The sequence below is a fragment of the Sphingobacterium cavernae genome, from assembly GCF_008520265.1.
GTDB classification, from domain to species: Bacteria; Bacteroidota; Bacteroidia; order Sphingobacteriales; family Sphingobacteriaceae; genus Sphingobacterium; species Sphingobacterium cavernae.
The window spans coordinates 1-18288 of record NZ_VIQM01000021.1 but is presented as its reverse complement, the minus strand read 5'-3'; the positions used below and the strand labels follow the sequence as shown (position 1 = coordinate 18288).

The 18288-nt window shown below is 35.3% G+C and carries 19 protein-coding genes; all 19 read right to left on the bottom strand.

Annotated features, from left to right (window positions below; translation table 11 throughout):
- Window positions 1–511: 511 nt before the first annotated feature.
- The 19 genes from FLS47_RS02855 to FLS47_RS02765 all read right to left on the bottom strand — a co-directional run bounded on the left by FLS47_RS02855 (window position 512) and on the right by FLS47_RS02765 (window position 17714).
- A complete protein-coding gene (locus tag FLS47_RS02855; protein WP_223225104.1) occupies window positions 512–1321 on the bottom strand; it encodes a hypothetical protein in 810 nt (269 codons plus the stop codon).
- A 40-nt stretch (window positions 1322–1361) separates the two neighbouring features.
- Window positions 1362–1790, bottom strand: coding sequence for a DUF3995 domain-containing protein (locus FLS47_RS02850; protein WP_149912887.1), 429 nt, complete (start codon window positions 1788–1790; stop codon window positions 1362–1364).
- The gene (locus FLS47_RS02845; protein WP_149912886.1) at window positions 1791–2918 is read right to left on the bottom strand and encodes an FAD-dependent monooxygenase; all 1128 of its coding nucleotides are present in this window, start codon (window positions 2916–2918) and stop codon (window positions 1791–1793) included.
- A gap of 188 nt (window positions 2919–3106) precedes the next feature.
- Entirely contained in the window at window positions 3107–3763 is a 657-nt protein-coding gene (locus FLS47_RS02840) for a formylglycine-generating enzyme family protein (RefSeq protein ID WP_149912885.1), read from the bottom strand.
- Window positions 3763–4122: a DUF4180 domain-containing protein gene (locus tag FLS47_RS02835; protein WP_149912884.1), complete on the bottom strand. Its 360-nt coding sequence runs from the start codon at window positions 4120–4122 to the stop codon at window positions 3763–3765. Before FLS47_RS02835 ends, FLS47_RS02840 begins: the two co-directional genes overlap by 1 nt.
- 43 nt (window positions 4123–4165) lie before the next feature.
- Window positions 4166–4330 (bottom strand): hypothetical protein, encoded by a 165-nt coding sequence (locus tag FLS47_RS18210; RefSeq protein WP_188347345.1) that lies wholly within the window; start codon window positions 4328–4330, stop codon window positions 4166–4168.
- On the bottom strand, window positions 4327–4740 hold the full coding sequence (locus tag FLS47_RS02830) for an ester cyclase (RefSeq protein WP_149912883.1): 414 nt from the start codon (window positions 4738–4740) through the stop codon (window positions 4327–4329). Before FLS47_RS02830 ends, FLS47_RS18210 begins: the two co-directional genes overlap by 4 nt.
- A 23-nt stretch (window positions 4741–4763) precedes the next feature.
- Window positions 4764–5216 carry an NAD(+)--rifampin ADP-ribosyltransferase gene (gene arr / locus FLS47_RS02825; RefSeq protein ID WP_149912882.1) on the bottom strand — a complete coding sequence of 151 codons (453 nt, stop codon included), beginning with the start codon at window positions 5214–5216 and terminating at the stop codon, window positions 4764–4766.
- Between the two features lie 350 nt (window positions 5217–5566).
- Complete coding sequence (gene map / locus FLS47_RS02820; protein ID WP_149912881.1) at window positions 5567–6331, bottom strand: type I methionyl aminopeptidase; 765 nt, start codon at window positions 6329–6331, stop codon at window positions 5567–5569.
- Between the two features lie 366 nt (window positions 6332–6697).
- Window positions 6698–7039 carry a hypothetical protein gene (locus FLS47_RS02815; protein WP_149912880.1) on the bottom strand — a complete coding sequence of 114 codons (342 nt, stop codon included), beginning with the start codon at window positions 7037–7039 and terminating at the stop codon, window positions 6698–6700.
- A 5-nt stretch (window positions 7040–7044) separates the two neighbouring features.
- A complete protein-coding gene (locus FLS47_RS02810) occupies window positions 7045–9573 on the bottom strand; it encodes a hypothetical protein (RefSeq protein ID WP_223225110.1) in 2529 nt (842 codons plus the stop codon).
- Between the two features lie 762 nt (window positions 9574–10335).
- Window positions 10336–11859 carry a glycosyltransferase family 39 protein gene (locus FLS47_RS02800; protein ID WP_013407824.1) on the bottom strand — a complete coding sequence of 508 codons (1524 nt, stop codon included), beginning with the start codon at window positions 11857–11859 and terminating at the stop codon, window positions 10336–10338.
- A 175-nt stretch (window positions 11860–12034) separates the two neighbouring features.
- Entirely contained in the window at window positions 12035–12493 is a 459-nt protein-coding gene (locus tag FLS47_RS02795) for a GNAT family N-acetyltransferase (protein WP_149912877.1), read from the bottom strand.
- A 438-nt stretch (window positions 12494–12931) separates the two neighbouring features.
- Window positions 12932–13456 (bottom strand): hypothetical protein, encoded by a 525-nt coding sequence (locus tag FLS47_RS02790; protein ID WP_149912876.1) that lies wholly within the window; start codon window positions 13454–13456, stop codon window positions 12932–12934.
- 158 nt (window positions 13457–13614) lie between these two features.
- Entirely contained in the window at window positions 13615–14700 is a 1086-nt protein-coding gene (locus tag FLS47_RS02785) for an SH3 domain-containing protein (protein WP_149912875.1), read from the bottom strand.
- Window positions 14701–15032: 332 nt separating this feature from the next.
- The gene (locus FLS47_RS02780) at window positions 15033–15602 is read right to left on the bottom strand and encodes a DUF1990 family protein (protein ID WP_223225103.1); all 570 of its coding nucleotides are present in this window, start codon (window positions 15600–15602) and stop codon (window positions 15033–15035) included.
- A 505-nt stretch (window positions 15603–16107) separates the two neighbouring features.
- Window positions 16108–16479, bottom strand: a complete 372-nt coding sequence (locus FLS47_RS02775; protein ID WP_149912874.1) for a DUF1801 domain-containing protein — start codon at window positions 16477–16479, stop codon at window positions 16108–16110.
- A 6-nt stretch (window positions 16480–16485) separates the two neighbouring features.
- A complete protein-coding gene (locus FLS47_RS02770) occupies window positions 16486–16944 on the bottom strand; it encodes a GyrI-like domain-containing protein (RefSeq protein WP_149912873.1) in 459 nt (152 codons plus the stop codon).
- Window positions 16945–17000: 56 nt separating this feature from the next.
- Window positions 17001–17714: a helix-turn-helix transcriptional regulator gene (locus FLS47_RS02765; protein ID WP_149912872.1), complete on the bottom strand. Its 714-nt coding sequence runs from the start codon at window positions 17712–17714 to the stop codon at window positions 17001–17003.
- Between the last annotated feature and the right edge of the window lie 574 nt (window positions 17715–18288).

The following is an 18288-nucleotide window of genomic DNA, read 5'->3' as shown; positions in this document are numbered from 1 at the left end:
CGTTTAGAGGATTGCTTAAGGCAAGGTTTACACAACACAACCACTTCCCCCGCCACATTGCACCAAACCCATGTGTATGTTGCACAACTGTAATTTAGTGAAATTTTATTATCTTACAGTATTCATGGGCGTAAAAATTTTATTGCGCAATTATTTACAAGACCAGTTTAGAAAGTTTGTTCCCAAAGGACAATTAGTCAAAGTATGGCGCAGGCAAACAAACATGTTATGATGGCCGCACTATACTAGAATCTGAATTTCATCCGCAAAAGACCAATAATAATAACCCAAAGAATGACCGTAATCCAAGGTCTGCTTTTGTTTTTTGTTTATCAAAAATGCAATTATCAGCCTTGAAATTAGCGAATATAAGCCAGTCAAATTATCAATTAGCGAATCTTAATAGAACAACAAACCTCGCTAAGAATGTTTTAAACGAGGTCGAATATTTTTAATTTTTAGCTTTTAGAAGTAGTTGTGCAAACTGAACTTGCCAAATCTACTGCCTGCCCTATTGAGTATAGCTATTGTTGGCAATAGTACTTTTTAGTTTATCATTTAAGCTCCTTATAAAATCTTTTCGTTTATCAAGTTCTTTTAGGTTGGTTTCGAATGTTTTTGTTTCTTTCAAATTCGGAAATGATAATTTACCTTTTGCAATTGAATATGTTATTAATACATTGAAGCAATTGTATAACAATATTAATTTTTGAATATTATCAGTTTTGGCAATCTTAAATCCAATTCGTTGAGCTGTCCTTTCATTGATTATGTAACTAGTACCACGAATTTTAATATTTTCAAACTTATTATTTTCATTTTCTTCAATAAGGTTTAAAAGTCCTTCTAAATATTGCTGAATTATAAAATTTGTTCTTTGTTTTCCATTCATTTTTTGGTCAATTACAAAAACATAATCAAACAAGGTTCCTCCGTGTATTTTAATCATTCCCCTTTTGCGTTTTTCAGATAGAAAGAGTGGTGAATAATAAATTAAACCTCCGCTTTTTTTTAAGGAAGGTGTATCAAAGAAAGGTGCAATTATAGATAGAGTTATTGGGAAAGTTAAAATCACAAATAAATACATTCCTGATTTCCAGGAAATATATAAGGAAGTCAGGATTATTATTAATGCAAAAAATCCAATCAAAAATTGAATCTGATTTTGTTCCTTTTTTGATTTTATATAAAATCCGTGTTTCAAATCATTTCTTGTATTATTGCCAACGGTTCGGGGCTTTGCGTTCGGGCGGGAAATCGAAGCACGAAAGCTGGTTTTATTACTAATGTTTAATTGAAAAACTACCGTTGAATTTTGCACGTCAGCCCGCCTGACGCAAAACCCGTGTTAGCAGAAGTTTTTATTTTGTCAGTTCTAAAATTATTGTAAGTATTCCAATTGTCAAGCATAATGGTGAAAAATACTTTGTGTCATTTTTGCCAAATTTTGTGTGTTTTATTTTCTTGAAAAAACCAACATAATTAAAGTCTCCAATTGCTCTCAAAGTAAAAATAACTGCAATAGTCCAAAGTCCATATTTAGAAAGCCAGTCAGGTGTGTTAAAAGTTATTAGTCCCGACATTACTAAAATGAAAAGTCCAAAACCTAATAAGCCAATAGCAACAATTAATGTTGGTAAAATGGTAGGATTTAACACATTTGTGTTGTTGTCGTCTTTGGTTGGCAATACAGCATCGCTTCCCCATTTTCCACCAAACGCCCAATAGAAGTGAATTGAAGAAATAAACAAGAAAATTAAAAATAAAATTATTGCTATTACTGTTGTCATTTAGTTCAAGTTAAAAATCATATCCATTTGTTTTTTATTGGCTGATTTTGGCATATTTTTCATTGCAAAGTTTCGTAGTCTTATTCCAAACTTATTTTCTATATGTGCCATTTTACCAACCGTCCAACTTGTATTTACAATCGTATGGGCTTTCTTTCGTCTTAAATTCTCATATTCTTTAAAAGTATTTTCGATTGTTATTCCGTTGTCAAGAAGTTTGCCTAAAACATAAGCGTCTTCTATAGCTTGGCAAGCACCTTGTCCCAAGTTTGGTGTCGTGGCGTGTGCTGCATCACCAATTAAACAGACATTTTCGCTTTGCCATTTGTCGATTGGTTTTAGGTCAAAAATATCGCTTATAATTATTTGTTCTTTTAAAGTTGCTGAAATTATTTGTGAAATGTCACTGTGAAATTCGCTAAAAAGTTCAGTCAAATTTACTTCGTCTGCATTTGTATTTTTTGAGTTTGTCAAAGCATACCAATATACTTTTTTATCGCTAATTTTCACAAAACCAAAACGTTTGCCTTTTCCCCAAGCTTCGTTCAGTTCGTTATGATATTTTTGTGGCAAATCTATTTCACAAATTCCCCTCCAACAGATTTGATTTGGGTTACGCAATGTGCTTTTTTCAAAAAGTTGATTTCGAACAACTGATTTTATGCCGTCTGCACCAATTACAATTTTACTTTCAATCGTTGAGTTATCTTCAAAAGTTAATTTAAAAAGTCTATTTTTTTCAATTGTTGAAAGTCTTTTTGAAAGGTTTATGTTATCAAAACCAATTTCGTTAGCCAATATTTTCTGCAATTCTCCCCTGTGAATGGCAATATTTGAAACATTATATTTTTGTTCGTATTCTGAAAGATTCACAACTGAAAGCGGTTTAAGTTGGTCGTCAGTAATTTTCATAAAAGAAATTCTATTCCCTGCGTTTTCAATTTTGTCTTGAATGCCTAATTTTTGAAATACTTGCATTGCATTGTTTGCTAAAATTATTCCTGCTCCAACAGGTTTTATTTCTGCTGAGCTTTCAAAAATGTTGACATTAAGTCCTCTTTGTTTGAGTATCAAGGCAGTTGTCAGTCCACCAATTCCTGCTCCAATTATGTTTACTGTTTCTGTCATTTGTTCTATTGTTTCATGTCGTCGTGTCTCGGTAAAATTTCTGCTAACGGTTGGCGGCTTTGCGAAGAAGCGGATTTCGGAGCTCAAAACTTTCAACATAGCACAAAAGTTGATGCGAGGTAGAATGTTCAATTAACCACTTCACCCGCTTTTTTGCAAAACCGCTGTTAGCGGGTCGTTGTTCTAGTTTATTTGTTTTTCGCAATTCTAAATCCAAGGTCGTCAATTTTAAATTTTAATGGGTGACTTCTTCTGCGTGTCGTTGCCATTACACTCCTTTCTATGTCACAAAATCCGCCACCACGAAAAATGCGGTAAGAACCATAAACTTCTGTGTCGTATAGGTCAGAACACCATTCCCACACGTTTCCCAACATATCATAAAGTCCCCACGCATTTGGTGTCTTTTGTCCAACGTTATGGGTTTTATTTTCCGAATTGTCTTTGTACCAAGCAATGTCATTAAGTTCTCCATATCTTATTCCTGTTGTGCCTGCTTTACAAGCATATTCCCATTCTGCTTCTGTAGGCAAACGAAAACCGTTCGCTGTTTTTTCAAAGATTATTTCTTCGTTTTTATCTTGGATTAAATAGCAAGGTGTCAGGTTAAATTGAGCAGAGATTTTATTGCAAAAAATTACTGCTTCTTTAAAAGTGCTTGGATTTTCATTGGTTATTTCAAAATATATGTCTTGCGTAATAGGAAACTTGTAAAGCAAAAAAGGTTCAATTTCTACAGCCCATTTTTCTTTTGTTCTGTCATCACGTAATTCAATCCTTCCTTTCGGTATTTCAACCATTTGGACGAGAATATTTGAAGTCATCTTTATGCTGTTCAAATTCATTAGGCTGAAAGTATTTTTAATGCTTCTGTTGTTGAATTAATAAAGTTGATATGTCTGCCTTTGTTGCTTTCATATATGAAGTCAGTTAAACTTTTGCTTGTGTATTTAGAGAAGTCGCCAACTATAGCCAAGCGAACTCGATATGTCGAGAATTTTTGAAGAATTTCTCCTGCAATTCCGGTTTTTAGGTCAAAAAAGTTTGGTGTAATATTTTTTTCATTTAGAACAATTCTGTCAAAGCCTTGATAGTATAAGTTTCCTAATAAGTCCAACCCATCTTGAGATGTGGTAATGATTGTCTCGTCCGAAGTTATTTCGGCTATTTTTATGTCGTTTATATTGTGAGTTTCAATCTTCATTTTTCGTTTTACTTTTCCTTGTCGGTGTCCTTTACAATGACCGCTAACGTTTTGCGGCTTTGCGTAGTGGCGGATTTTTAGCACAAAAGTTCAATCGAAGAACTGCACTTGAACCTACCACAAAACTGTCATACGAAGCACTGCACCCGCCATTACGCAAAGCCGCTGTTAGCGGGTCGTTGTTCTTTTTTCTCGTTATTCTCTTCAATTTATCTTGTAGTGTCCAAGTTGAATTAGTCCATTTAAGTTATCATACTCAACCCAACTTTCTTTAATTTTTCCTTCTGTCACACGAAAGAAGCAATTGAAGTCTGCTGTTAGTTTTTTACCAGTTGGTGGAAAGTTTATGAGTTGTCCTAATTGTGTTCCCGAAAAATTTATTCTGGCAGCAACCAAGTCGCCCTCTTCAATTACAAAAATTATTGTTTCTTGTAAATCGGGGAAAGTTTCTAACTCTGCCTGATGAAATTTAACTAATTCAATATTTGTTTTTATCTCCTTTGGTTCAGATGAACTATGTCTTACGAAGTCATTATGAACTAAAGTCAGAACCTTATCCCAATCTTTTTCATTTGTTGCATTGATAAAGTCCGAAACTATTTCTTTGTTACTTTTCATTTGCAGAATACTATTAATCTTTTCTATTCGTCATTGAGTGAATTAATGCCTTGTTCTTTTAGCTTTTTAAGGTGTTCTTTCATTGTCTTTATTTGTTCGGCTGGGTGTCCTTGCCAAACGGTTACTTCTCCAACAACTCTGAATGGCTTAGTTGAACGGTACGATTGTGTTGGATTTCCGGGAAATTTCTTGTCGGTCAAGTCCGGGTCATTTTCAATTTCTCCTGTTGGTTCTACTAAATAAATTCTATCTCGTCCGTCACCAAATGCAAGTTCAGCTCCCCAAATTGCAGCGTCTAATGTCCCTGTCAAGAAGATGTATTTGGCATTTTTCTGTTGTCCGTAGTTAGAGTTGAAACCAACTTCAATTAAGTCGCCAACTTTTAGGTCTGCCTTTGTTCCGTGAAAGTATGTCTGAGCGAAAGGTGTTGCTCCTTGTCCGCTTGTTGAAATTGATTTATTGTCGTTATTCTCCATTGTCAAAAGTTAATTTGTTCGGACTGGTCGGTCTTTACAATGCCCACTAACCGCTCGGCGACTTGGCGAAGTAGCGAAGCTGTATCGAAGATACAAAAGCGGAGCTATTTAGCCAAGTCGCTTGTTGTAAGCAGTCCGCGCAGCGGCGGCTTACGGCAAGCGACGTAAGTCGCCGAGCGGTTGTTAGCAAGGAGCGCAGCGGATTGCTAACAACGGCTACGGCTTGGCGATGTGGCGGATTTTTAGCACAAAAGTTCAATAGAATTTCGCCCTTGAACCTTGCACAAGTGTTTCATAGAAGCACTTCAGCCGCCATATTGCCAAACCGATGTTATGTGTTCGGGCATTTGTCAGTTCCAAATTTCGTTCATTTCTGTCAGTACAATTGGTTTTCCGTCAGTAACCACAATCGTATGTTCGTGTTGTGCCATAAACCCGCCTTTGTTTCCGACCATTGTCCAACCATCATTAAGTTCTGTCGTAAAAGACGAAATTGTCGAAATAAAAGTTTCTATGGCAACAACAGAATTTTTTCTAAATCGTCTTTGGTCGAAACGATTTTTGTAGTTCATTATTTCCTCAGGTTGTTCGTGTAAACTTTTTCCAATACCGTGTCCACCAAGGTTTTTAATGACTTTAAAACCTCTTCTTTTCGCTTCGGTTTCTATAATATGTCCGACTTCTGAAATCTTAACTCCACCTTTGATGTTATTAATGGCTTTTTGTAAAATTTCTTTTGATGCGTCAACCAATTTTTGATGTTGATTAATATCTTCTCCTAGCACAAATGAGCCACCGTTGTCCGACCAAAAGCCATTAAGTTCAGCGGAAACATCAATGTTTACTAAATCTCCTTCTTTCAGAATTCTTTTGTCTGACGGAATACCGTGACAAAATTCATTGTCCACGCTTATACAAGTCCAACCTGGAAAACCGTATGTTAAAAATGGTGCTGATTTTGCACCAATGTCTGAAAGTATTTTTGCACCAAAGTTGTCTAACTGTTTTGTTGTCATACCGGGTTTGGCATAGTTCCGCATTTCCTTTAAAGTGTAAGCAACTGCCTCACTTACTTTTTTCATTCCGATAAGTTCTTCTTCTCTTGTTATTGACATATTTCGTTTAAATTAGTCTGTTTCTTCGTGGTTGTATGGTCGCTAGTTGCCTGACACATAATGGCTCGGCGATTTGGCGAAGTAGCGAAGCTGTATCGAAGATAGAAAAGCGGAGCTATTTAGCCAAGTCGCTTGTTGTAAGCAGTCCGCGCAGCGGCGGCTTACGGCAAGCGACGTAAGTCGCCGAGCCATTGTTAGCAAGGAGCGCAGCGGATTGCTAACAACAACGTTTTGGCGCTTGGCGCAGTGGCGGATTTCGGAGCACAAAACTGTCAATACACCACAAAAGTTGATGCGAGGTAGAATGTTCAATTAACCACGTCACCCGCCATTGAGCCAAACGCCTGTTACAGGCTGGCATTGTTTTTATCCAAATAGTTTTTGATACCATTTTAAGCTTTTTAGTCGCTCAATTTCTTTTTGATTTTGTTCAATTGTCTTGTTTTGCATAGCAACGGTTTTAGAAAGTTTGTCCAAATCACCTATAATTTGTTCAAATTTCTTATTTGTCTCAGATTTAGCGACATATATCGCACTTTTCAAATCCTCATTTGATTTGAGAATTTCCTCGCATTTGGATTGAGTGTCATTATTAACTAACTGAACTTTTTGAATACTATTTTCAGCTTGTTCAATATATTCAATTGCTTTTTTCAGTCGAGAAAGTTCTGTCTGCAATTGTTGTTCTATGGAAATTTCTTCGTTCATTGCAATTAGAATTTTAAATTTTCAGTAAAATGTTGATTGAATTCTTTTAAAATATTCAATAATGAAATTTTATCTTCAATATGAATGCTGGTAGTTTCTTTCATTTTTTCATCATTATTATTTTCTTCTTGACTTGTTAATATGTCAGTTTTTGCTAAATCTTTTTCTCTGATTACGGCAGATGATTTGAAGTTTATTTGTGATGATTTTTTTATTCTCGCTGTATGTGGTATGTTTGGTTTCCAATTTTTTAACCCTTCCAAATCTTCAATTGTAGATAATTCTGGCGTTTTCTGTATTAGTGCATTTTCTAATTTTTCTAACCAATTTGAAAATGGTTTATTTTTTCCTCTTTGCTTTCTTATGGAAGTTATAAAACCAAAATTGTTTTTAAAAATGTACAGTTCCTTTTCATCTTTTGTACTTGACAAAGTTGACCTAAATTGGGCTAATGACGAAATAGCATCAGCTATTTTTTTAATTTGTATGGTGTGATTTTTTTGAAGACATTTAAAAATGTATGTAGCTCTATCTTCCGAAAAGTCAATATTCTCCCAAATAATTGCATACTCATTTTTATCTTCAATTTTTATCGTAAATAATTCTGTCTTTTCGAATAAATCAATTCCCGACTCTTCATCTAATCGCCTGTACATATTTTTAGGCTCATTTACTATTGTTGTTCCAATTTTTATATATTGATTGGCATTTAGATAATCTATTACTTCCTTTCTAAGTCGCCAATCTTCTACATAAGTATAATTCTGCTTGTTACTTTTATTTCCTTCTACAATTATCCCTAATGCTTTTTCTATTTCGCCTGTATGAATTAGGGTAAATAAAGTATCTAAACCCTCTATTTCAATAATGAGGTGTTTACTGGAATTTTCTTCTACAACTATTTTTAGTGATATTTTATTCAAATAATGGCTTGCTGGTATTCTGTTTAATCCTGTACTTGAATATACTTGTGCAAACTGTTCTGTATAATTTCCATTTTCTAATCGTAATCTAATTGCCCCATTACTGAAATATATATTTTCAACAAAAGCATTGTATGTCTTTGTTGTTTCATTATTCAATTCAAAATTTTTACAAGGCTTTACTTCCGAAATTTCCTGCTCAATTATTTCTGAAAATTCTCTTTCATTAGCCTTTAAACGAAATTCCTTTCGTTCTTCGTTTGTCAAATTCTTAAAGCAATTACTATATCCTACATAGTCATAGTACATTTTATCAAGAAAGAGAAAATTCAACCACAACCGTATATGAACTTCGCTATATTTTTCAATTGAATTGTATATAGCAACAGCCAAATCAAATTGGTCTAAATCTTTTTCGAATTTTGAATTGTAATCAATTACATCATTCAAGAAACTATGAATTTCTTCTCTTCCTATTATTTTTGTTGGATAAATTACATCATTCCATTTGTAATGGATTGCGAAATCTTTCAATCCGTTTAAATCAATATGAACGAAATCTAAATTTTGAATATCAATATTTTGATTTTCATTCGAATACCGTAAAAGAAACTTTAATCTATAATAATGGTTTATATCTTCAATGTTTTTGTGAACGAAAGAATACGCATTAAACTCTAAGTTTATTCCTAAAATCCACAATACAAATTGCTGATATGTCTTTAATGTTTTTTGAAGAATGTTAATTATTTCTACATAACGGTCTTTAAACTCTTCCTCAAATATTTTCAAATACCTAACTAAGTTCGGATATTCTTGTTCAAAGTCTAAATTGCCCTTTGCAATATCAATAAAATACTGCTCGTAAATTTTGGACATTAATTCTACATATTTTAGTTTTCCGTTTTCGTCTTTCTTTTGTAGAAGTAGTTTTATAGAATTTCTGTCACCTATATTAAAATTATTTACTACAAAATTTTCACTTAACCCGTCAATATAGTCGTGTAACCACAAATCAATTAACTCATCAGGTGTTAAAGTTGAAAGCAAATATTGTTTTACCTTTTCATATAAGGTTTTGGTTCTTGTTTCTTTATTTCGGTATATGATGTCTAAAAATGTCTTTAAATCATTATTTATACGTTCAAGTTTTTTTAAGTTTTGTATGTGAAGGAAATAGTATTCAATGATTACAACTTTATCCGTTTCCGTAAGTTTTGGAATAATCGCTCTTTTTGTGTTGGCATTTACTCTGATAAAATACTCTTTAATTGTATTTATGTCGTATGACTTGATAATATCAGATTCCCATAGTTGAATTAAATATGTTGCTGAAACATATTTATTCAATAAATTGTAGTCTACCGTAAAGGAAAAATCTTTGCTATATCTTTTTAAAAGGTCTACTAATTTCAAGTAGTCTTCAATTGTTGATATAAACCCAAGGTTTATTAATTCTAGTTCAAATCTTTCTGTCAGAGTTAATTCATTTTGATTAGAAACACTCAGTATGTAATCTTTTAATGCAGGTATTTGGTAATTTTCGTACTGTGATTTTAAAAAAACAACGTCCTTTTCAATGGAAATTGGATATGCGAAAAAAGCAAACAATTGTGTTGTGTCTTTGTTTGATACAATTGGATTAAAAATAACTAAATCATCATTTTGTATGCTTTTTGAATTTAATAGTCTTGTGTGAAATAGAAATATCTTTTTACCATCCGTGGGATAGTCTATAAAACCAAATTTGCCATTCCAATTCTGAATAGTTCCGATGCGCAAATCGTAGTTTTCTTTGAATTCGCCTCTTCCAATCAGATTTATTTCTACTGCAATCTTTTTTCCTTTGTGCTTTTTTGAATTTGCTATTGAAATTTGAAATGATACTCTGTCAAAAAGCTGCACGTTTTCATAATTACAATTACTTTTATGAAAGAAAATACTACTTGAAAGCTCAGGACATTCAATGAAGCCATAACCAAAGGTTGGATTCCAATATATTATACTGCCTTTATGAATCATACTCATTGTCTGCCATTTTTGTGAATTGTTTTTCTTGGTTCGGTGTCGTCTTTATGCTTGCCTGTAACGGCTCGGCGAATTGGCGAAGTAGCGAAGCTGTATCGAAGATACAAAAGCGGAGCTATTTAGCCAAGTCGCTTGTTGTAAGCAGTCCGCGCAGCGGCGGCTTACGGCAAGCGACGTAAGTCGCCGAGCGGTTGTTAGCAAGGAGCGCAGCGGATTGCTAACAACGGATCAGGCGCTTGCCGCAGTAGGGGATTTCGGAGCACTTCACTGTCAACCAAGCACAAATGTTGATAGAAGCACTGCACTTGATTTAACCACGTCAGCCCCCATTGCGGCAAACGGCTGTTAGCGGTAGTTTTTCTTTTCGGCAATTTCATCTTTAATTCTTTGTCTAATGTCAATTTTTGCACCTGTAAAAAGAAATATCCCTGTCCCAAACTCTCTTGCATATTGATTAGTTATTGAGGTTGCAAGGGTTGAATTTTGAAAAAAGGGCGATGTTTCTTGTAATTCTAAATTTACTTCTTCTGCTTCCTTAACTCTAATTAAGTTTTCATATTTTTTATTTAAATCAAACCAATCTATGTAGTCAGCATTGAAAGAAACTGCTTGTATTTCTTGGCTTGTATAATAATTTATTGCCCCTGCCTGTCCATAATTATCGCAAAGAATAAGCGTATTATTTTTGTTAGGTAATCTTAAATAAATGCTATCTACTTTCTGTGCTAATTCTTTCCAACCAAGCATATCTGCAAAATCTTGTGGCAATAAATGGTCTTTGCCATCTTCCCAACGCAGTAAACCTAATTTTTTGTAGTTTTCTGGATGTTGAACAATGTATTCTGGGCTTTTATTAGGAAACGCAACATTAAAAATGGGAATAAATATTAGTAAGGGAACAGCAATTGCAACTGGTTGTAAATATTTACTCCAACCATCTTTTAAAATATCTGCAATATAAACAGAACCAAAAGCAATGTAAATTGGATAAATGCCAATAGCATAATAGTCTTTTGCCTTAAAGTAAATAAAAGCTATTAAAGTAAAGAGGATAGAGAAAAAAAATAGTCTATACTTGTTGAAAGGCGTGTAAAAAAGCAATGCATAGAATGATGCAAAGATTACTATTAGTGAACCTAAAAAAAAGAGCAACTGATTTTTCAAAAAATCAAATCTATTTACATTTACTAATTGCGTTTCTGCCAATTCTTTTAAATGGTGTAAGACTGGGAAATTATTATTGTATTGCCAAACAAGATTAGGTAAGACTAAAACCAAACCTAATAAAATGGCAAAATACAAAGTGGGTTTTAAAAATATTTTCCTATGCTCCGTAATCAATAATGAAGGTACTAGTCCAATTAATAAAAAAACAATGTTGTACTTATTTAAAAAGCCAATTGCAAAAGCTATTGCTCCTATACAAAGCCACTTGAAATCATTTGTTTTGATATATTTTAGCAATATAAAGTATAAAACTGTCCAACTTAGTACGTCAAATGAGTTGGGTTGATATAAAGTATTCAATCGCAAAAGAGCAGAAAATAAAACACAAGTTGCCCCTAAAATCAATGCAAAAAGATTTCCATTTAATTCTTCTATGGCTTTCCAAACGATATAAATTGTCAATGCCCCATACAAGGCTGGGAAGAACTTAATCCAAAAAATTGAATTGCCAAGTAATTGAATAATATAAGATGTCCAAGATGTAAAGGGTGGGACCGAAAGATAACCCCAAGCCAAATGATTTGCTTGGTCAAGATGCAAATATTCGTCTCGTTGCAAGTCATATTCACTGCTTAATAGCAAAAATTGCAGCAAGAATTTAAGTCCTATGAAACCTATTAAAATTGTTGTCCTTTTTGTCATTGAGAAGTGTCTGTTAAAATTACCGCTAACGTTTTGCAGCTTGGCGAAGTGGCGGATTTAGAAGCATTTACTTTCATTTTAGCACTGATGTTGATTTGAAAACCAAATGTTCAATTTAGCACTGAACCCGCCATTTTGCCAAACTGCTGTTAGCGGTTCGGGCTTTTTTTCGTTGTTAGTTTTCTAATGTTTCAAGTTTCATTCTCAACAAAGGATATTCTCTTCCTTGGTCATCTTTTTCTGTTCGTTCGTATGTTTTGAACCCTATTTTTTTGTAAAATTTAACCGCATTTGTGTTTTGTTCGTTTACGTCAACTTTGTCTGCTTTCAATTCTGTAATGGCGAAGTCTGTGAGTTTTCTTCCAAGACCTTTTCCAATATATTCAGGTGAAAAGAAAAGCATTTCTATTTTTTTTTCAGCAAGACCAATAAACCCTGAAACTTGGTTATTTTGTTTTAGACAGTATACTTCAAAATCATTAAAATTGAATGTCTGTACGAGTTGTTTGATTTCTTCAAAGTCAGTCTGATTTAGAAAGTCGTGAGTTGCTAATACTGATTTTTCCCAAATGTTGAGAATTTGTTCTCTGTCTTTGTCTGTATATTTTTCTATTTTGAAACTTTGATTTGTCATAATTCAACTAATTTGTACGATGGTTTTATTATTCGGTTCTGAAGTCTTTATTTTATTACTCAATTAAAATTGTTTTTCCTGTTATTATTTTTCTCTGTGTAGTTTTCTAGCCTGACCGCTAACCGCTCGGCGAATTGGCGAAGTAGAGAAGCTGTATCGAAGATACAAAAGCGGAGCTATTTAGCCAAGTCGCTTGTTGTAAGCAGTCCGCGAAGCGGCGGCTTACGGCAAGCGACGTAAGTCGCCGAGCCATTGTTAGCAAGGAGCGCAGCGGATTGCTAACAACGTTTTCGGGCTTTGCGTTCGGGCGGGTTTCGGAGGACAAAACTGTCAACCAGCATTGAACTTGAATAGAAGCACAAAGCTCCGAGTTTGCACGTCAGCCCGCCTGACGCAAAACCCGTGTTATAGGTAGGCGTTCTGCCCAATGTGTCTATGTTACCAAATAAAATCAATGTCCGCAAAAGTTTCACTTGGTTTAAAGTCTTTATTAGTTCCAAAATAAATTTCGTCTTCATGATAAAATAACAATGCCCAGTTTAAACTTTGGTCAATTACAGTCAGGTCGTCCGATGAACCATAATAAAAGCTGTCAAAGTATTTTATTAAAATTTTCCAAGGAACAATCATTGCGTCTGTTGGTTGCCAGGAAAGGAAAACAGGTTTTTCAAATGGAAGTCCTCTTTGATAAAGCCATTTTTTAATATCCTTTTCATTGCCCTCTAAAATTCTTGCCTTGTCAATTGTCCGAAAGAAGTCTTTTTTAAATGGCGTGTCGTTGTGCAAATTTGTCTTTGCGATATAGTCCCACAAAAACTTGGCAGCTTCATTGTCCAATGGTTTTAGTTGGTCAAGATGTTGGTCGGGCAACTTGTCATATTTCTCTTCCGTAAAACGCCATTTCAGTCGAAAGTCGTCCATAGGAATTACATGTTGAAATATGTTGTCAAAGTCTATACTCATTTGTCGTTGTATCGTCTTTTACGCTTACCTATAACGTTTTGGCGCTTGGCGCAGTGGCGGATTTCGTAGCACAAAACTGTCAATACACCACAAAAGTTGATGTGAGGCAGAATGTTCAATTACCCGCTTCACCCGCCATTGAGCCAAACGCCTGTTAGCTACAGTATTTTTATTCTTATATATTGGCATTTCTCATTTAAGTGTCCGTCTGCCGTCCAAAATGAATTTACGTGATTAACTGTCAAATATAAATATCCGTCAATACCCCAATACATTTCTCCTGTCTCAACTGTAGGCATCCAATTTTTAAAACTGACACTCATTATATGTTTAGGTTTATTGTTGGAAATTGAGTAAAGTTCTAAATCAGCGGTCGTTTCATATGGATTGGTGTATATACAGATTATGTTCTTCTTATCAGGTGAAATATATGGAAACTCGCCAAAAATAGCAGTTTCTTCTCCGCTTGTTTTGTCAATGAATCTATAGTCCAAACTTTCCCAATATGAACCACCGATTATATATTGGTTTAAAAAATCAATTTGTCCTGCGTAATAAAATTCTTGTCTTTCTTCTTCTGCGTCTGGTTTGTCAATGAACTTAACAGCTTTATTTTGGCATTTCAATTCAATAATTCCATTTTTCTTTTTAATCACACTTGAATCAGCAATAATAAAGTTAACAGCAATGCTTTTGTTTTTGTCAAATACCGTTTTGTCAATAAGTTCGAGAGAGAGAAACTCTTTGAGCTGCTTGCCATTCTCAAAATATTCTGTTTTTTGGTTCCTTGTCAAGGAAGAAATTATATTCAAGTCAGAAGGAAGCAAACTTATTTCGTTAATTATGCCTGTCTTGTTTTTCAGGACATAGATTTTTTCCCAACCTGTACTTTGTATTTTACTGCCATCTCTAATAAAATCTCTAGTAATTCTCTCTCGAACTCCAAGCCATTTATCTGTCTCTTCAATTACGTCAAGCTTTGTTCCGTATTCATAAATTCCTAATGTTGTCGAGTTTTCATTTGCTTCCTGTTTTAGTTCGACTCCTTCTCTGTCAGTAACGTAAACATTTCTAATTACCTTGGTATTGTCATAGTCAATCTTATTGCCAACATCTTCATTCTCAATTGTCTGAGAGTTGTCTGAGATATTTTGCTCTGTCTCTTGACTTGTCTGATTGCTGTTGCCACAACTGTAAAAAATCAGTAGCAATGTCGAAAATATTATGTTGATTATTGTCTTCATTAATATTGTAGCTAACCGCTCGGCGAATTGGCGAAGTAGCGAAGCTGTATCGAAGATACAAAAGCGGAGCTATTTAGCCAAGTCGCTTGTTGTAAGCAGTCCGCGCAGCGGCGGCTTACGGCAAGCGACGTAAGTCGCCGAGCGGTTGTTAGCAAGGAGCGCAGCGGATTGCTAACAACGGTTTCGGGCTTTGCGTTCGGGCGGGTTTCGGAGCACAAAGTTTCAATTTATTACTAAAGTTCATTAGAAGCACAACGTTCCAAGTTTGCACGTCAGCCCGCCTGACGCAAAACCCGTGTTATGCCTTCGCCCTTCTTTTTCTCTCGTTAGTTTCATTGATTTTCTAATTGTCGTTTTACGTTTTTCAATGCAGTCTTTGTACAAAATGTCTGATATGGAACAGAAAAAATTGGTCCAAGTAATTTTGTCAAAATATTTCCTGGTGTCGAGTAGGTCTGAATTTTAAAAATAAGCTTGTTGTCAAACTGCTCAACTGTAAAAGTCGAAATACCTTTCTCAACGTGCCCTTCAAGAGTTTCGTAGCTAAATCCTTTTTTGTTTTGTTGGTCAATGACTTCGTTAACTCTTACACCAAAAATTATCTTCTGCGAAAATGTCTTTGTCGGTGGAATGTAAACTTGTTGAGCGATTGTGTCGCCAATTCTCATTTTTCTATTCTCGTCCGTCCACTGGTTCTTAAAGGTCATAATGTTGTCCGGAAAGATTTGGTAGTCGAACAAAAAGTCAAGATTTAGTTGGTCAATTTTCTTTGTCGTGTTGATTTCAATGGTTGTAATTTTTTCTGTCAGACGAGTTTTATCATAGTCCATAACACCCTTTGTCTTTAAAAAGTCAAGGTGTTGTTTGAACTTATTTTTCTGGTCTGTTAGATATATCTTCATTTTTTGTCTTGTCGTCCTTTAGGGTGAGGCATAACCGCTCGGCGACTTGGCGAAGTAGCGAAGCTGTATCGAAGATACAAAAGCGGAGCTATTTAGCCAAGTTGCTTGTTGTAAGCAGTCCGCGCAGCGGCGGCTTACGGCAAGCGACGTAAGTCGCCGAGCCATTGTTAGCAAGGAGCGCAGCGGATTGCTAACAATGGCTCGGGGCTTGGCGTAGTGGGGGCTTTTTAGCACAACACTTGATACGAAGCACCAATGTTCAAATTTAGCAAAAAGTTTCATACGAAGAACTACACCCGCCATTACGCCAAACCCTTGTTGTTAGCAATCCGCTGCGCTCCTTGCTAACAATGGCTCGGCGACTTACGTCGCTTGCCGTAAGCCGCCGCTTCGCGGACTGCTTACAACAAGCGACTTGGCTAAATAGCTCCGCTTTTGTATCTTCGATACAGCTTCGCTACTTCGCCAAGTCGCCGAGCCGTTAGGCGTATGTGCTTTCTGTCGGTCATTCTTTGATTTTTATTGTTCCTTTCCTGTATAAGTCTAACGCTTTTTGTAAAATGCTCTCAATTGTCTTTATGGGTAAATCTTTGTTTGGATTAACCCTGAAAATTTTCATTCGGGAACGGTCACCTTCTTCCAATTCGGGGTGGTCAAGGTATTTTCCTTCTACCATAAGAATATAAGGTTCGTTCGTTTTTTTATCTGTCCACAAATAGCAAAACATTTTCTTCTTATAGCAAAAGCAGGGCATTCCCCACTTTTGCGTTTCAATAATGTTTGTGTCTTGGTCAAGGATAATACTCCGCAACGCAAGTAAACAACTCTTGTTTGGTTCTTCTTTGTTCAGATAATAGTTATGAAGTTCTTCTAACATTCTTTGCTATTTTATGGCAATTAAAAAGTCAATCTCTGCATCTGTCGGATTTTGAGCTTTTGCTCCAAAAACTTCAAAGTCTGTGGTAAATACCCTGTCTAAATCCATTTCCCAAATTTCAGCCCATTTGTTTACTATCAACCCTTTCATCAAATCCCCTTTGGCAGATAGTTTCACATAGTTTCCACCGTCAAACGACTTGCCAATCATTCCGTTAGGAATGTCGTTCAGGTTTTCTACCCTGCAACCCAAAATTGCCGTATAGGGTTTTGTATGGTCGCTTTCATAGTCGGTGTATATAGAATATACCGTGTTGTCAGTTTTGTTTGGGATTGCATCCAAAACTTTTTCATTCATAAACTTACCCCACAAGTCCGCAATTTCTTTTGCAGCTTGTCCGTTTTCGTTTGTGGTTCTTACCGAAATTCCGATTATCTTAAAAGGTTCAATTTTTACTTTGTCCATTTTGATTTATTTTTTGTTGAGACACAAAGCTAAAATCGGGTTGCGACAACAGTATGTCAGGGGTGTGAAGAATATTTTTCACGACAGATTTCAAAATATTCTTCCAACGTAATGTTGTGCGGTTTGAAAGTATCGTTGAGTATTCTCAACTGCTTAATTCTATCAAGTCTGAAAGCCCGATATTCTTTTCGCAGACGGCAAAATGCAATAAGCAACCAATTTTCCTGTGTGCTATACAAAGCAAAAGGTTCAATAGTTCTGTTTGTGTTTTGGTTAGCTTCGTTTGTGTATTTTATTTCTGTCAGGTGGAAGTTGGTCAGAGCAAATTGCAAGTCAGATAAATAATTGCTTGTTTTTTCGTTATTGCTGTTTTGTCTGAACTGAACCCTTTCGGAAAGTAAATTGGCTTTGTCTTTTATGCTGTATTTTAAAACTGCTTTGATTTTATCAATAGCTTCTTTGTAGTCTTTAATGAACGAAGTGTCTTTGTTTTTAAGCACTAACTGCTCTGCGGTAATCAAAGCGTTGGCTTGTGCTTCGGTAAACATTACAGGTGGAACTCTGTATCCTTCCATTAACGTATAACCCTTTCCGTCTTCTGTTACAATCGGAACTCCGGCTTGCTCCAAAGCTCTGATGTCTCTGTATATTGTCCTGATACTAACCGAAAATTTGTCTGCAAGTTCCGTAGCTGTCAAAAGTCGTTTTGTTTGCAGTTGTGTCAGAATTGCAGTCAGTCTTGAAAGTCGTTTAGTATCGTTGTCATTCATTTGTTGTTTTCTGTCTGACGGTTAAGGTTTGTACGGTCGCTGGTAGCATTACGCCTAATGGCTCGGCGAATTGGCGAAGTAGCGAAGCTGTATCGAAGATACAAAAGCGGAGCTATTTAGCCAAGTCGCTTGTTGTAAGCAGTCCGCGCAGCGGCGGCTTACGGCAAGCGACGTAAGTCGCCGAGCCATTGTTAGCAAGGAGCGCAGCGGATTGCTAACAACAACATCTGTTTTAACGAAACGAATATACGGAAAATTTCGCTTAACCAACCCTATATACGTGTTTCGTTATTTGACTTTTCTTTCTACATAAGATATTGATATATTTGTATTTAAAAAATAAAACCGCACAAATAGCGAAACAAAATATTATAAAATACTATTTCCCTGATATGAATAGCGAAATCATACTTGAAACCTTCGAAAAGAGATTGCTGATGCAGAGATATGCTGGCAATACCATTAGATCGTACAAGGATTACGCTAGTATATTTCTTAAACATGTTAGCAAATATCCCTCCCTTGAAGAAATTCCACTGTCAGATATTGAGGCGTTTATAAACGAAAAAGTTCA